This is a genomic window from Micromonospora sp. NPDC005206, assembly GCF_040608175.1.
In the GTDB taxonomy this organism is placed as follows: domain Bacteria; phylum Actinomycetota; class Actinomycetes; order Mycobacteriales; family Micromonosporaceae; genus Micromonospora.
On record NZ_JBEXHU010000017.1, the window covers coordinates 36,980 to 50,488 of the forward strand.

At 70.6% G+C, this 13,509-nt stretch carries 12 protein-coding genes; 4 read left to right on the forward strand and 8 right to left on the reverse strand.

Annotated elements, in window-relative coordinates; translation table 11 throughout:
- Positions 1 to 11 precede the first annotated feature (11 nt).
- Complete coding sequence (locus tag ABZU69_RS25055; protein ID WP_354966784.1) at positions 12 to 1,070, forward strand: zinc-dependent alcohol dehydrogenase family protein; 1,059 nt, start codon at positions 12 to 14, stop codon at positions 1,068 to 1,070.
- On the opposite strand, the gene ABZU69_RS25060 is transcribed toward ABZU69_RS25055, so the two are convergent.
- Together ABZU69_RS25060 and ABZU69_RS25065 are read right to left on the reverse strand one after the other, a co-directional pair.
- Positions 1,045 to 2,697: a family 10 glycosylhydrolase gene (locus ABZU69_RS25060; protein WP_354966785.1), complete on the reverse strand. Its 1,653-nt coding sequence runs from the start codon at positions 2,695 to 2,697 to the stop codon at positions 1,045 to 1,047. The two genes, ABZU69_RS25055 and ABZU69_RS25060, sit on opposite strands and share 26 nt — an antisense overlap.
- 119 nt (positions 2,698 to 2,816) lie before the next feature.
- Positions 2,817 to 3,893, reverse strand: a complete 1,077-nt coding sequence (locus tag ABZU69_RS25065) for a glycoside hydrolase family 19 protein (RefSeq protein ID WP_354966786.1) — start codon at positions 3,891 to 3,893, stop codon at positions 2,817 to 2,819.
- Between the two features lie 180 nt (positions 3,894 to 4,073).
- Here ABZU69_RS25065 and ABZU69_RS25070 point away from each other — a divergent pair, with 180 nt between their 5' ends.
- Positions 4,074 to 4,406, forward strand: coding sequence for a putative quinol monooxygenase (locus ABZU69_RS25070; protein WP_354966787.1), 333 nt, complete (start codon positions 4,074 to 4,076; stop codon positions 4,404 to 4,406).
- A 154-nt stretch (positions 4,407 to 4,560) separates the two neighbouring features.
- Here ABZU69_RS25070 and ABZU69_RS25075 read toward each other — a convergent pair whose 3' ends face one another.
- The 3 genes from ABZU69_RS25075 to ABZU69_RS25085 all read right to left on the reverse strand — a co-directional run bounded on the left by ABZU69_RS25075 (position 4,561) and on the right by ABZU69_RS25085 (position 6,616).
- Positions 4,561 to 5,355: a serine protease gene (locus ABZU69_RS25075; RefSeq protein WP_354966788.1), complete on the reverse strand. Its 795-nt coding sequence runs from the start codon at positions 5,353 to 5,355 to the stop codon at positions 4,561 to 4,563.
- Between the two features lie 163 nt (positions 5,356 to 5,518).
- Positions 5,519 to 6,259, reverse strand: a complete 741-nt coding sequence (locus tag ABZU69_RS25080; RefSeq protein WP_354966789.1) for a GNAT family N-acetyltransferase — start codon at positions 6,257 to 6,259, stop codon at positions 5,519 to 5,521.
- A gap of 63 nt (positions 6,260 to 6,322) precedes the next feature.
- Positions 6,323 to 6,616, reverse strand: a complete 294-nt coding sequence (locus tag ABZU69_RS25085; RefSeq protein ID WP_354966790.1) for a substrate-binding domain-containing protein — start codon at positions 6,614 to 6,616, stop codon at positions 6,323 to 6,325.
- Between ABZU69_RS25085 and ABZU69_RS25090 the strand changes: the two genes are divergently transcribed.
- Entirely contained in the window at positions 6,554 to 6,925 is a 372-nt protein-coding gene (locus ABZU69_RS25090; protein WP_354966791.1) for an AbfB domain-containing protein, read from the forward strand. The genes ABZU69_RS25085 and ABZU69_RS25090 overlap by 63 nt on opposite strands.
- A gap of 97 nt (positions 6,926 to 7,022) precedes the next feature.
- On the opposite strand, the gene ABZU69_RS25095 is transcribed toward ABZU69_RS25090, so the two are convergent.
- The 3 genes from ABZU69_RS25095 to ABZU69_RS25105 are packed head-to-tail and all read right to left on the reverse strand — an operon-like array spanning position 7,023 to position 12,090.
- Positions 7,023 to 8,540, reverse strand: coding sequence for a VCBS repeat domain-containing M23 family metallopeptidase (locus tag ABZU69_RS25095; protein ID WP_354966792.1), 1,518 nt, complete (start codon positions 8,538 to 8,540; stop codon positions 7,023 to 7,025).
- Positions 8,541 to 8,560: 20 nt separating this feature from the next.
- Positions 8,561 to 10,627, reverse strand: coding sequence for an N-acetylmuramoyl-L-alanine amidase (locus ABZU69_RS25100; protein ID WP_354966793.1), 2,067 nt, complete (start codon positions 10,625 to 10,627; stop codon positions 8,561 to 8,563).
- 20 nt (positions 10,628 to 10,647) lie between these two features.
- Positions 10,648 to 12,090 (reverse strand): VCBS repeat-containing protein, encoded by a 1,443-nt coding sequence (locus ABZU69_RS25105; RefSeq protein ID WP_354966794.1) that lies wholly within the window; start codon positions 12,088 to 12,090, stop codon positions 10,648 to 10,650.
- Between the two features lie 225 nt (positions 12,091 to 12,315).
- On the opposite strand from ABZU69_RS25105, the gene ABZU69_RS25110 reads away from it, so the two are divergent.
- Positions 12,316 to 13,443: a DUF4185 domain-containing protein gene (locus ABZU69_RS25110; protein ID WP_354966795.1), complete on the forward strand. Its 1,128-nt coding sequence runs from the start codon at positions 12,316 to 12,318 to the stop codon at positions 13,441 to 13,443.
- The last annotated feature ends 66 nt before the right edge of the window (positions 13,444 to 13,509 follow it).

Here is a 13,509-nt window from a genome sequence, read left to right on the forward strand (position 1 = left end):
GGATGCGGCGCATGCGTGCGGTGATCTTCGACGAGTTCGGTGCCCGACCCGAGGTCCGCGACGTCCCGGACCCGGCGCCGCCGCCCGGGGGCGCGGTCATCCGCGTCGAGGCGACGGGGTTGTGCCGCAGCGACTGGCACGGTTGGCAGGGACACGATCCGGACATCCGCCTGCCGCACATACCCGGTCACGAGTTCGCCGGCGTGGTCACGGCGGTCGGCGCCGGCGTGCGCGGCTGGCGGCCCGGCGATCGGGTCACGGCGCCGTTCGTCTGCGCCTGCGGGCGGTGCCCGGCCTGCCTCGCCGGCGATCAGCAGGTCTGCGAGCGGCAGACGCAGCCGGGCTTCACCCACTGGGGCTCGTTCGCGGAGTACGTGGCGGTGCGGAACGCCGACGTCAACCTGGTCCGGCTTCCCGACGAGCTGGACTACCCGGCCGCGGCGGCGCTCGGTTGCCGCTTCGCCACGGCGTTCCGGGCCGTGGTCACCCAGGGGCGCGTCGCGGCGGGCGAGTGGGTGGCGGTACACGGTTGCGGCGGGGTGGGCCTGTCCGCGGTGATGATCGCGGCGGCCTGCGGCGCGCGGGTGGTGGCGGTCGACGTCAGCCCCGGCGCGCTCGAGCTGGCCAGGAACTGCGGGGCGGCGGTCTGTCTGGACGGCAGCACCCTGACCGGGCCCGGCGCGGTGGCCGCCGCCGTTCGGGAGGCGACCGGCGGCGGCGCCCACCTGTCACTCGACGCGTTGGGCAGTCACGGCACCTGCGCCGCGTCCATCGAGAGCCTGCGCCGGCGGGGGCGGCACGTGCAGGTCGGGCTCCTCCCCGCCGCGCAGGGCCGACCGGCCCTGCCGATGGATCTCGTGATCGCGTTCGAGCTGGAGCTGCGGGGCAGTCACGGCATGCCCGCGCACGCCTATCCGGAGCTGCTCCGGCTGGTCACCGCCGGCGTGCTGCGCCCCGCCGAGCTCGTCACCCGCACCATCGGCCTCAGCGAGGTGCCTGACGCGCTGGCCACGATGGACCGGCCCGCCCCCGGCGGGATGTGCCTCATCCGGCCGACGACGCCGCGCTGAGTGGGCCCTCGTTCCCGCTGCGATCCAGCGCGGACACGCAGTAGGTGAGCGCACGGTCGGCCGGGGCGGTGCGGTCGACCCAACCCGTACCGCGGGCGGTGCCGACGAGCCGGGCCCCGTCGCCGTCCACCCGGTAGACGGCGAAGCTCGTGGCGTCGTCGCCACGCCAGCTCAGCTCCATTCCGGTGTCCGCGCGCCGTACGCCGGTGACCTCCGGCGCGGCCGGGGGCGCCGCCGGCAACCGTGCCATGGTGGGCACCAGCGCCGGGCCGGCGTAGTGCGCCGCGCTGTACCGGCTGACCGCCCCGAGCTTGTCCGCGCGCACCTGCCGGGCGCTGAAGTGCACACTTCCCTGCACCCCGTACCGGCGGTTCAGGGCGAGCTGGCGGTCCAACTCGGCCGGGTCGCGCCACGCGCCGCGCTCGCCCACCCGGTAGTCGGCCTGGCCGATGTAGAGCTGCACCCGGGTGCCCTTCACGGTGGCCGCCCACCACGGCAGGAGCTTGGCGTAGTCGGCCTTGTCGAACCCGATGTGCCAGTAGAGCTGCGGCACGATGTAGTCCAGCCACTGCTCCCGTACCCAGAGGCGGGTATCGGCGTAGATGTCGTCGTAGCTCTGCAACCCGGCTGTCGCGGAGCCGGCCGGGTCGTTGCGCTTGTTGCGCCAGATGCCGAACGGGCTGATGCCGAACTTCACCCACGGCTTGATGGCCTTGATCCGCTCGCTCATCTCCCGGACCAGCGTGTTCACGTTGTCGCGGCGCCAGGCGTCCCTGTTCGCGAAGCCTCCGCCGTAGCGGGCGAACGCCGCGCCGTCCGGGAAGTCCTGGCCGGCTTCCGGGTACGGGTAGAAGAAGTCGTCGAAGTGCACCCCGTCGACGTCGTACCGCTGGACGGCCTCCAACATCGAGTCCTCGACGAAGGCGCGCGCCTCAGGGATTCCCGGGTTGAAGTAGAGGCGGCTGCCGGGCCGGTCCGCGCTGGGGTAGGTCACCACCCAGTCGCGGTGTCGCCGCAGCGGGTGTGTCGGCGCGAGCTGGTCCAGCTTCGGACCCGGCCCGCCCACCGTGGCCGGCTGCCCGCCGCGGTACGGGTTGAACCAGGCGTGGAACTCCAGGTTGCGGGCGTGCGCCTCGGCGACCATGAACTCCATCGGGTCCCAGCCGGGGTCGCGCCCGTCGCGGCGTCCGGTCAGCCACTCCGACCACGGCGCGTAGCTGGACGGCCAGAGCGCGTCCCCGCTCGGCCGCACGTGCGCGAAGACGGCGTTGTGGTTGCGCCGTACGGCGAGGTCCAGCCAACCCCGGAACTCCGCCCGCGCCGTCTCGGCCGGCAGTCCGCGGCGGCTCGGCCAGTCGATGTTGTTCACGGTGGTGATCCACATGCCGCGCAGCTCGCGGGGCGCCCGGGCCGGCTGGCCGGCACAGGTGGGGATGCCGTCCGCCCGGCCGGCGCCGGGTGCCGGGCTCACGGCGGCCGCGCCGGCCGGCCGCGCGTCGCCAGAGACCCGATCCCGCAGTGACCAGGCGCCGATCGCGACGGCCACGGCGATCGCGGCGACCACGGCGATGAACACCTGGACGCGAGGGCGGCGAACGGCGGCAGCGGGCGGATCGGCGGCGGGCATCGGCTCAGTCTGCCGAGTCCGCCGGCCGGGTGAAACCGGTGACCCGTTACTTAACGGTCAGCTAAGGCTGGCCGGCTGCCGGGCCTCGTCGCCGCGCGGCGACGAGGCCCGCCCGCGTGTCAGCAGTAGAGGTTGGCTCCGGCCGGCACGCCCAGGATGCCCACGAACTGCTGGTACCTGGTGACCCGGCTCTGCACCTGGCCGGGGTTTCCGCCGTTGCACTCGATCGAGCCGTTGATGCTGCGGATGGTCTCGCCGAAACCGGCGCCGTTGACCATCGCGTTGTGGGCGGTCATGCTGCCCGGCCCGTTCTGGGTCATCCAGTACCAGATGGCGGTCTTCCAGGCCACCGCGGCATCGTTCTGCACCAGCCACGGGTTGGTCAGCAGGGGCAGTCCGAGGGCGTTTCCGGCGGCGTTGTAGTTGAAGTTCCAGCTCAGCTGGATCGGCCCGCGCCCGTAGTAGGCGGCCTGCCCCGCCGGGCAGCCGTACGGCTGGCCGGGGTCGCAGTAGTGCGGGTAGTTCGCGGTGTTCTGCTCCACGACATGGACGAGTCCGCCGGTCTCGTGGTGCACGTTCGCCAGGAAGGCCGCCGCCTCCTGGCGCTGGACGGTCGCGCTGCCGGTCCTGGTGAACGCCGAGTAGGCGCTGAGGGCGGCGACGAGCCCGGAGTACGTGTAGAAGGGGTTGCGGCCTGGGAACATCTGGTTGAACTGGGCCTCGCTGACCACGAAGCCGCCGGGGTTGGTGGGCGGGTTGGTGGGCGGCGTCCCGCTGCAGGTGTAGGGCTCCCAGTACCAGGTGCTGATGACGGGGTCGTAGCCGGGATTGTCGTGCTCGGCGATGTAGTACAGACCGTTGGTGTACCGCACGATGCTGCCGGTGGCGTACCAGGTGCCGGCGACCCAGTTCGGGTGGTTGCAGCTGCCCGTGGGCGGCGGTGTGGTGCCGCCCCCGCAGGCGCCGAGGTCCTGCCATACGCCGGTGGTGCCCGGCGGCGCCTCGTTCTGCGTCCACCACTTCGCCTGGTAGTTGCGGCCGTTGTGGGAGACCTGGGCGCCTCCCGTGTAGACGGCCGAGGCCTGCCACGACGCTGCGCAGGCCGCAGCGGATGCGGCGGTCGCCGGGATGATTGCCACCAGTCCGCCGGCGACGACCAGTGCCGCAAGTGCGACCAGGGCCCGCAGTCTCGACATGGGATCACTCCTTCCTGGGATACCACGTGCCGATGACTCGGCAGTACATCGACAGGAGTGACTGTAACACCTACTGTTCACAATCCTTACTAATTCCCGAGGCGAACCACCGCACGGACCGGGCACGGGCGCACGGGATGGCGGCTGCCGATCCCCGGTGGTCTGGGTAGCCTGGACGCCATGATCTTCATTACCGCCAAGTTCCGGGTTCTGCCCGAGCACGCTGACCGGTGGCCGCAGATCGCCGCCGAGTTCACCGGGGCGACCAGGGCCGAGCCGGGCTGTCTATGGTTCGACTGGTCCCGCAGCCTGGACGACCCGACCGAGTACGTGCTGGTCGAGGCGTTTCGCGACGACGAGGCCGGCGCGGCGCACGTGCAGTCCGCCCACTTCCGCAAGGCACAGCAGGACCTGCCGCCCCACCTGGCCGAGACGCCGCGCATCGTGAACGCCACCGTGCCGCAGCAGGACTGGTCGCTGCTCGGCGAGATGGCCGTCCCCGAGGGTCGCTGATCACCACCGGCGCACCGCCGCTGCCCCGGCGTGTGTCCCACGAACGCGCGGAGCAGCGTCCATCGCCACGCGTTTCCGGGCCGGCAGCCAGGGCGGTGACGGCGCACGCGGGTGGCCCGGCCGTCGCCGGCCGGGCCACCCGCTCGGCGTACGGTCAGCCGCCGAGACTCGCGGCGGCCGAGGCGATCGTCGAGGCGAAGTAGCTCACCTGGGTGTAGACGCCCGGGTAGTTGGGCCGGGCGCAGCCGTTGCCCCAGCTGACGATCCCGACCTGGACCCAGGCGTTGCTGGCGTCGCGGCGGAACATCGGGCCGCCCGAGTCTCCCTGGCAGGTGTCCACGCCACCGCTGGCGTAGCCGGCGCAGATCTCCTGTGCGGGGATGATGTCCCCGCCGTAGTAGGAGTTGCAGGTGGAGTCGCTGACGAACGGGACGGTCGCCTTGAGCAGGTACCGCTGTTGCGAGCCACCCTCGCGGGCGGCGCCCCAGCCGGCGACGGTGAAGGTGCCGCTGTCGTACGCGGTGGTGTTCGCGATCTTCAACGTGCTCAGCCCGGTGACGGGGGTGGCCAGCCGGATCAGCGCCCAGTCCCTGCCGTTGCCGTTGTAGCCGGGAGCCCGGTAGACGTAGTTCGACCGGACGGTGATCCGGCTGGACGACTGGAGGTCGACCACGCCGAGCGTCGCGGTGATGCTGGTGTTGGTGCCGGTGGCGCCCACGCAGTGCGCCGCGGTGAGCACCAGCCGCGAGCTGTACAGGGCCCCGCCGCACCCCATCGAGAGCCGGACCATGAAGGGGAACTCGCCCTGGGCGGCCCGGGTGCCACCGACGACGTTGGGCGTCGGAGTGACGTCGGCCGCGGCCGCCGGGGCCGCGACAGTGAGGCTGCCCGCGGTCACCGCGGCCAACACGGTGGCCAGGAGGCCGGTGAGGGTACGCCAACGGACCATGCATTCCTCCGCATCAGGACGGCACGCCTCGTGAGCGCACCTGATTCACGATGCGGTCATCATATTGAGATCAATGGATCGGATAGGACATCCTCTCTGGGTCGTACCGCCGGCGCTATGGATCCCGGCGGGGCCGGCCGCTCCGATCCATCCACAACTCCGGTCAGAGCCGGTGGCGGACCCACACGTTCGGTTCGACGTAGACGCCGTGGTCATGCTCGACGTCGCAGCGGACCGGGACGAGCGCGCCCGGCACGCGCACCGGGCCGGTGCGGTCGAACGGCAGGCCGGTCCACCGCCGCCACTCCTGCAACGTGCCCGGGATGGTCATCGACCGGGGCGCCACGGACTCGATCACCCCGCCAGCACGGACGTGCGTACGCAACCACGGGTCCACCGGCAGGCCGTCGTCGCGGACCCGGAAGGCGTACCGGTCCATCGGCTCATCGGGAACCGCGTGCTTGCCGCTGGGGCGTACCGGCGCGACCAGGGTGTGGTAGCCGAGCCGGCGGGCGTTCTCGCGCATCGCGTCGAGCATCCGGGCGGACAGTCCCCGACCGCGAGCCTCGGGGCGGATGCAGATCTCCAACGCGGACACCGTGTTCGTCGGCATGCCGGCGAGGCGGTTGATCGTCGCCCGCTGCACGACCCGGTCCCATCCGCCCGGCGGCAGTCCCTCCTCGGTCCAGGACAGCGGCACGCTGTAGGCCCGTGCCAGCGCCCGGCCGGGCTCAGCGGGGTCGATGGCGAGCAGGACGAACTCCGGGTACAGCTCGTTGGCCACCGCGTAGTACAGCGAAGCCATCGGATCCCAGCCCATGAACTCCGGCCAGGCGCCGTCGAAGTCGTCCAGCAGCGGCGCGAGCTCGGGGCGCTGCGCGACCGTCACGATTTCAAGATCCATCCGGCGGACGATAGCGGACCGACAGGGCGACAGCACCCGAGTTTTCTCCCCGCGGGTGCACGCTCACGGACGTTGGTGAGGCGTGCCGGTGCTCTCTCGGCGGATCAGCCGGAACGGCGTCTGCACGGTCAGCGGCGCCGTGACCTCGGTACCCTCGATCCGGGCGACGAGGCGGCGTACCGCGAGACGGCCGATCGCTTCCTTGTCCGGCGCGATGGTGGTGAGGGTCGGTGTGCTGAAGCGTCCCTCCTCGATGTCGTCGATGCCGATGAATGCGACGTCCTCCGGCACCCGGTGGCCGGCCTCGGTCAACGCCCGCAGCGCGCCGACGGCGACCAGGTCGTTGTAGCCGAACACCGCGTCCGGGGCTACTCGTTCGAGTCGGTCAACTCTCCCGGGCAGTACCTGCGGCACCAGAACTCGCGGGTACGCAACTCGCCGAACGACGGCTCCGCGCTCACCCGCGCCGACGCCACCTGGTGCGCACGGGTGGGCTTGACCGGCACCGGCGTGTCGCTGGGGTCGTACAACTTCCGGGGCAGGTACCTGCGGCACTACAACTCGGAGGTATGGCTCAGCAACGGCGCCGGCGGCGACCCGTACAACACGCCAACGCTGTGGGCCGCCGACAGCACCTGGACGATTGCCGCCCCCTGGGCGCCCTGACCGGCCAGAGGCCGCGACAGGGTCGTCGCGGCCTCCGCTGACCGGGGGGTCCGGCCTTGCCGGACCCCCCGGTCAGCCGGCCACCCGCGCGCGGCGGTCAGAGGGTCGTCTCGTTGGGCAGGCCGAAGAAGTCGTGCCACTTGACGCCGCCGAGGAAGGCGGTGCCGGCCGAGAGGCCGACGTAGACGTCGTTGAGGCTGCCCCTGGTGAAGGCGATGATGTCGTCCCTGCCGTCGCCGTCGTAGTCACCGAGGTAGGGGAACTCGCCGGCCAGGCAGAAGAAGTCGTTCCACTTGACGGTGGTGCCGGCGAAGGAGGTGCCGGTGGAGACGGCCGCGTAGACGTCGGCGTCGGCGTTGCAGGTCAACGTCACGATGTCGTCGCGACCGTCACCGTTGATGTCCCCGACTCGCGGCTGTTCCGTCCCGACGGCGAACAGGTCATGCCACGTCTGCGCGGCGCCGAACGAGGATCCCGTGGACAGGGCGACGATCACGTCCGAGGCCGTGGCCGGCCCCTGGGTGAAGGTGATGATGTCGTCCCTGCCGTCGCCGTTGACGTCGCCGAGGGCCGGATACTCGCCGGCGATCGAGAAGTACTCGTGCCACTTCAGCGCCGTACCGGTGAACGACGACCCGGCGGACAGCGCGACGTACACGTCCCCGGCGCCGTCGTGCGTGAAGGCGATGATGTCGTCGCGGCCGTCGCCGTTGACGTCCCCCACCGCGGCGACCTCGGTGTTCGGCGCGAACCAGTCGTGCCACTTCGTGGCGCCCGCGAACGACGACCCGGTCGACAGTGCCACGTACACGTCGGCGAGCGAGCCGTGGGTGAACGCCACGACGTCGTCGCGCCCGTCGCCGTTGAAGTCCCCGGACAGCAGCGTCTCGTCGCTCAGCCCGAAGAAGTCGTTCCACTTCACCGACGTCCCGGCGAACGAGGTCCCGGTGGACGGCGACACGTACACGTCGTTCAGCGACCCACGGGTGAACGCGACGATGTCGTCGCGGCCGTCCCCGGTGAAGTCGGTCGGCGAGCCGGCCAGGTACCGGCTGCCGGGCGACCCGCCGCAGTTGTCACTGACCAGGTACTTCTGGTTGTACTGCGACGGGTAGGGGGCGAGCGAGACGCCGTTGATGGCGATCGTCTGCCCGACACCGTTGTAGAGCTGCTCGTAGTGGACGTGCGGCCCGGAGGAGTTTCCCGTGCTGCCCGTGATGCCGATCTGCTGGCCCTGCTGGACGTACGCGCCGTTGGGCACGGAGTAGGCGCTGAGGTGGAAGTGGTAGGTGGTCCAGCCGCCGCCGTGGTCGATGACGAGATAGTTGCCGGCTCCGCTGGGCTGCGAGTAGTGCCGCGCCACCCCCGCGGCGGAGGCGACCTGCGGGGTGCCTCCGGTGGTGGCGCCGTCGGCGCGGACGAAGTCCAGCGCCTGTCGGACCTCGGCGCTGCGGTGGTCGTACGTCCACCGCTGCCCGCAGGGGAACGGCGCCTTGAAGGTCGGTGCGGCGAACGCGGGCGAGGGCGACGCCACCACGGCGGCCAGGACCGCCGCGGCCAGGGTGAGAAGCGCGACCAGGGCGCTACGCGCGGGGGTACGCGAATGCCGGATCATGGCGTGACTCCTGTCGGGGCTCAGAGGGTCGTTTCGCCGTTGAGGCCGAAGTAGTCGTGCCACTTGGTGCCGCCGAGGAAGCCGGTGCCCGTGGAGAGCCCGACGTGGACGTCGTTGGTGGCGCCCCTGGTGAAGACGATGATGTCGTCCCTGCCGTCGCCGTCGAAATCACCGAGGTAGGGGAACTCGCCGGCCAGGCAGAAGAAGTCGTTCCACTTCACCGTGGTGCCCGCGAACGACGTGCCGGTGGAGACCGCCGCGTAGACGTCGGCGTCGGCGTTGCAGGTGAACGTCACGATGTCGTCCCTACCGTCACCGTTGATGTCCCCGACACGCGGCTGCTCGGCGCCGACGGCGAACAGGTCGTGCCACGTCTGCGGTGCACCGAACGAGCCGCCAGTCGACAGGGCGACGATGACGTCGCTCGCGGCGACCGGCCCCTGGGTGAACGTGATGATGTCGTCCCTGCCGTCGCCGTCGACGTCACCGATCGCCGGGAACTCCCCAGGGATCGAGAAGTACTCGTGCCACTTCACGCCGGGCCCGAAGCCGGTCCCGGTGGACAGCGCCACGTACACGTCGGCGTTGGTGTCGTGGGTGAAGGCGATGATGTCGTCGCGACCGTCCCCGTTGACGTCGCCGACGGCCGCGACCTCGGCCCCCGGCGCGAACCAGTCGTGCCACTTCACTCCACCGCCGAAGCTCGTGCCGGTGGACAGGGCCACGTACACGTCGGCGAGGGTGCCGTGGGTGAAGGCGATGACGTCGTCCTTGCCGTCGCCGTTCACGTCTCCGGTGAGCAGGGTTTCACCGGTGAGACCGAAGAAGTCGTTCCACTTGACGGAGGTGCCTGCGAAGGAACTCCCGGTGGAGGTGGCCACGTAGACGTCGTTGAGGCTGCCCTGCGTGAAGGTGACCACGTCGTCCCGGCCGTCACCGGTGAAGTCGGTCGGTGATCCCGCCAGGTACCGGCCCCCCGACCCACCGGCGTTGACCAGGGAGATGTAGTAGTTCCAGTTCCAGTTCGGCCCGGGATCGGTGTGGTCGTTGCCGGGCATCTCGTTGTGCCCCTTGATCGCGTTGCGGTTCTTCGGCAGCCCGTACCTGTCGCAGAGGTAGCGGGTCAGCGCGGCCGACGACCGGTACATGGCGTCGGTGAACCAGGCCGGGTTGTCCACGAACCCCTCGTGCTCAATACCGACGGAATACGGATTCGCCGAGCGCGCGTGGTAGGCCGTGTCGCCCTCGCGGACCATCTGGGTGATCTCACCGTTGCTGGACTTCACGACATAGTGCGCGCTCACACCCGCCGACGGGTTCTGGAACCAGCTCACCGTGCCCGCGTACGACCCCTGGGTCACGTGCACCACCACCGTGGTGATCCGCGACGACCGGCCCGCCTGGTAGTTGCCGCCGTAGGCGGGGACCCACCGGGCCGGTCCGTACTCCGGTACCGCCGCGGCGGCGGCGACGTTCGGGCCGGTGGCGCCCGCGGGGGCGACCCGCGCGTAGCGGCCCAACTCGGGTCGGACCGGGTACGGCGCGACCCATACCGAGCCGGTCACGATGCCGGTTCGCAGGAGGTCGTATACGTGGTCGGCGTAGAGCCGGGCCGTCGCGTCGTTGACGGCGGCGCTGTACCGCGCCACGACCGGATACCAGGCGGAGAGCCGGTCCCGTGCACCCGCCGTCAGGCCTTCGCTGTCGGCCAGGTCGCGGAGCACCGCGGCGCCGCCCCGGACGTTGGCGGAGGTGACCGAGCGCAACCGGTCGACCGGCTCACCGGTGAGCGTGGCCGCCCGTTCGAGACTGTGCTGGGTGGGGTTGCTGACGAGGTGCATGACGCCGTAGCCGTTGGCCTGGCTGGGCAGTCCGCCGTGCTCCTCCAACCGCGACTCACCGTAGGCGACGGCGATCAGCAGGTCCCGTGGCACGTCGTACTCGCTGGCTGCGCGGTCGAACGCCGAGGCGAGTGGACCGGGGGCGACGGGTTGGGAGGCCGCCGCCGGCGCGGCCGTCATCTGGCCGGCGAGTGCCGCCGTCAGGAGCAGGGCGCAGGCGCGCCGCGAGAGTCTGGTCAGTCGCATGGGAGCCTCCAGTTCGCCGGTCACAGCGTCGTCTCGCCGTTGAGGCCGAAGTAGTCGTGCCACTTGGTGCCGCCGAGGAAGCCGGTGCCCGTGGAGAGCCCGACGTGGACGTCGTTGGTGGCGCCCCTGGTGAAGACGATGATGTCGTCCCTGCCGTCGCCGTTGGCGTCGCCGAGGTAGGGGAACTCGCCGGCCAGGCAGAAGAAGTCGTTCCACTTCACGGTGGTGCCCGCGAACGACGTGCCGGTGGAGACCGCCGCGTAGACGTCGGCGTCGGCGTTGCAGGTGAACGTCACGATGTCGTCCCTACCGTCACCGTTGATGTCCCCGACACGCGGCTGCTCGGCGCCGACGGCGAACAGGTCGTGCCACGTCTGCGGCGCACCGAACGAGCCGCCGGTCGACAGGGCGACGATGACGTCGCTCGCGGCGACCGGCCCCTGGGTGAACGTGATGATGTCGTCCGCGCCGTCGCCGTTGACGTCACCGAGGGCCGGGAACTCGCCGAACGGGCTGAAGTACTCGTGCCATTTCAGGCCGGGTCCGAACGAGGCACCGGTGGAGAGGGCGACGTACACGTCGCCGGCGGGATCGTGGGTGAACGCCACGATGTCGGCACGGCCGTCGCCGTTGACGTCACCGACCGCGCCGATCTCCGCGCCCGGCGCGAACCAGTCGTGCCACTTCAGGCCACCGCCGAACGAGGTGCCGTTGGACAGCGCGACGTAGACGTCGCCGGTGTTGCTGTGGGCGAAGGTGACGATGTCGTCCCGGCCGTCGCCGTTGACGTCGCCGGTCGAGGCGGTCTCCCCACCGATGGAGAAGAAGTCGTTCCACTTCACGGAGGTGCCGGTGAAGGAACCGCCGGTGGACGTGCCCACGTAGACGTCGGCGAGAGTGTTCTGGGTGAAGGTGACGACATCATCGCGGCCATCGCCGGTGACGTCGGTGGCGGATCCACCGGCGATGGCGTGGGTACGGGCCGCCTCGTTGAGCTGGGTTCGAGCGGTGGCCGCCACCTGGTCGTACCGGTCGGGGAAGCCCGACCGTTGAACGCACTGGGCGACCTGACCCGCGCTGTAGCCGGGGTTGTTGCGGTCGCAGACGATCGCCCTGGTCACGTACTGGGTGCTGGCGTAGACCGGGTCCATGATCTGCTCCGGAGTGCCCCAGCCGTAGTCCCAGCGCTGCTGGAACACCCCGAGCGACGACTTGTCGCCACACGGCAGGTTGTTCATGTGCGACTCGACCCAGCCCGCCTCGAAGGCGGACAGCGTCACCTTGTCGTTGGCGTTGTGGGCCCGCGCGACCCGGTAGACCACCAGGGTCACGGCGGGGTCGCGGTTGGCGGGGATGGAGGGGCAGGCCAGGATGCCGATCGGGTCGGCGTCGGCCGGCGTCGCGGTGACCGTCGCCGCGGCCACGCCGAGGGCGACCAGCAGGGCCAGGAGAGTACGTCGCACGGTGCTCCTCGCAGGGTCGGGGGGGTCAGCTCGGGGCTTCGCGTACCGGTCTCCGGCGCTGATATCGATTGCCGAGTGTGCCATCAGGGCGATGATTCCTGTCAATGCGTTCCGAAGATTTCCTTCACCATGCAGGCGGCAGCGGGCAGGTATTGACATCGATGGTGGCTGCAGGTTTACTCGCCGGTAATCGATGTCCGGCCGCTCACCAGCAGAGGACCCGCCATGGGTATGCGTCGCCGCTCGTTCATCGGTCGTGTCGCCGCGGTTGGCGCCGCCAGCGCCCTCGGGGGCGCCGGGGCAGTCCTGACGGCGCCCGGGCCGGCCCAGGCCGCCGTGTGGAAGAAGCGGTTGACCGGCGCGGACCTCGACACCAACAGCCGGTGGCGGGTCGCCGGCACCGACCTCGGCATCCCCTACGTGCTGGAGAACGGGTCGATCGGCTACCTCTTCGGTGACACCTTCGACACGCCGTGGCCGGAGGGCCCACCCCTGCCGAACGACTGGCGGTCACCGGTCATGTTGCGCTCCGCCGTCCACCCGGGCGCGCCGGGCGGAGTGGTCTTCGACAGCGCGGCACGGGTCGCGGGCAACGGCCGGGCTCCCGAGCTGATGCACAACGGCCACCACGGCATCGGCATCGACGGTCTCCCGGAGGTGACCGTCATCCCCAACGACGGCATCAGCTTCCCCGAGACCGGCCGGCAGCTCATCTCGTACATGAGCATCGAGAACTGGAACTCGGCCGGCCCGGCGGGACCCCACTGGAAGTCGCGCTACGCGGGGTTGGCCTACTCCGACAACGGCAACGACTTCGTCCGTACGCCCCTGAAGTGGTGGAACAGCTCGGACAACAAGGATCCGTTCCAGATGTGGACCATGCAGCGCGCCGGTGATCACGTCTACGTCTTCTCCGTACGAGCAGGCCGCCAGAACGGCCCGATGATGCTGCGTCGCGTCCGGTGGGACCGCCTCTTCTACCCCGAATCGTATGAGGGGTGGGGTTGGAACGGCACGAGCTGGGGCTGGGGACGGCCCTGCACACCCATCCTCACCGGCCGCTTCGGCGAGCCGTCCGTACGCCGCCTGGGCGACGGCACCTGGGTCATGTCGTACCTGAACTGCCAGACGGGGTGTCTGGTCACCCGGACCGCTCCGGGGCCGGACCAGGTGTGGACGGCGGAGAAGATCCAGGTCACGAGCTGGCAGGAGCCTGCCCTCTACGGTGGGTTCATCCATCCCTGGTCGAGCCGCGACGCCAACGACCTGCACCTGATGGTCTCGAAATGGACTCGTACGCCGGACGGCCGCAGCACCGCCTACCACGTCAGCCAGTTCGTCGGCTCGGCCTGACCCCGGTGACCCGGCGGGTACTCCTACTGCTTGAATTGGATTACCAGCCGTCGAGCCATTAGGGGC

Bases quoted from the DNA above. Each gene is read 5' to 3' on its own strand.
- ABZU69_RS25055 (WP_354966784.1), top strand. From the start codon at position 12: ATGCGTGCGGTGATCTTCGACGAGTTCGGTGCCCGACCCGAGGTCCGC.
- ABZU69_RS25060 (WP_354966785.1), bottom strand. From the start codon at position 2,697: ATGCCCGCCGCCGATCCGCCCGCTGCCGCCGTTCGCCGCCCTCGCGTC.
- ABZU69_RS25065 (WP_354966786.1), bottom strand. From the start codon at position 3,893: ATGTCGAGACTGCGGGCCCTGGTCGCACTTGCGGCACTGGTCGTCGCC.
- ABZU69_RS25070 (WP_354966787.1), top strand. From the start codon at position 4,074: ATGATCTTCATTACCGCCAAGTTCCGGGTTCTGCCCGAGCACGCTGAC.
- ABZU69_RS25075 (WP_354966788.1), bottom strand. From the start codon at position 5,355: ATGGTCCGTTGGCGTACCCTCACCGGCCTCCTGGCCACCGTGTTGGCC.
- ABZU69_RS25080 (WP_354966789.1), bottom strand. From the start codon at position 6,259: ATGGATCTTGAAATCGTGACGGTCGCGCAGCGCCCCGAGCTCGCGCCG.
- ABZU69_RS25095 (WP_354966792.1), bottom strand. From the start codon at position 8,540: ATGATCCGGCATTCGCGTACCCCCGCGCGTAGCGCCCTGGTCGCGCTT.
- ABZU69_RS25100 (WP_354966793.1), bottom strand. From the start codon at position 10,627: ATGCGACTGACCAGACTCTCGCGGCGCGCCTGCGCCCTGCTCCTGACG.
- ABZU69_RS25110 (WP_354966795.1), top strand. From the start codon at position 12,316: ATGGGTATGCGTCGCCGCTCGTTCATCGGTCGTGTCGCCGCGGTTGGC.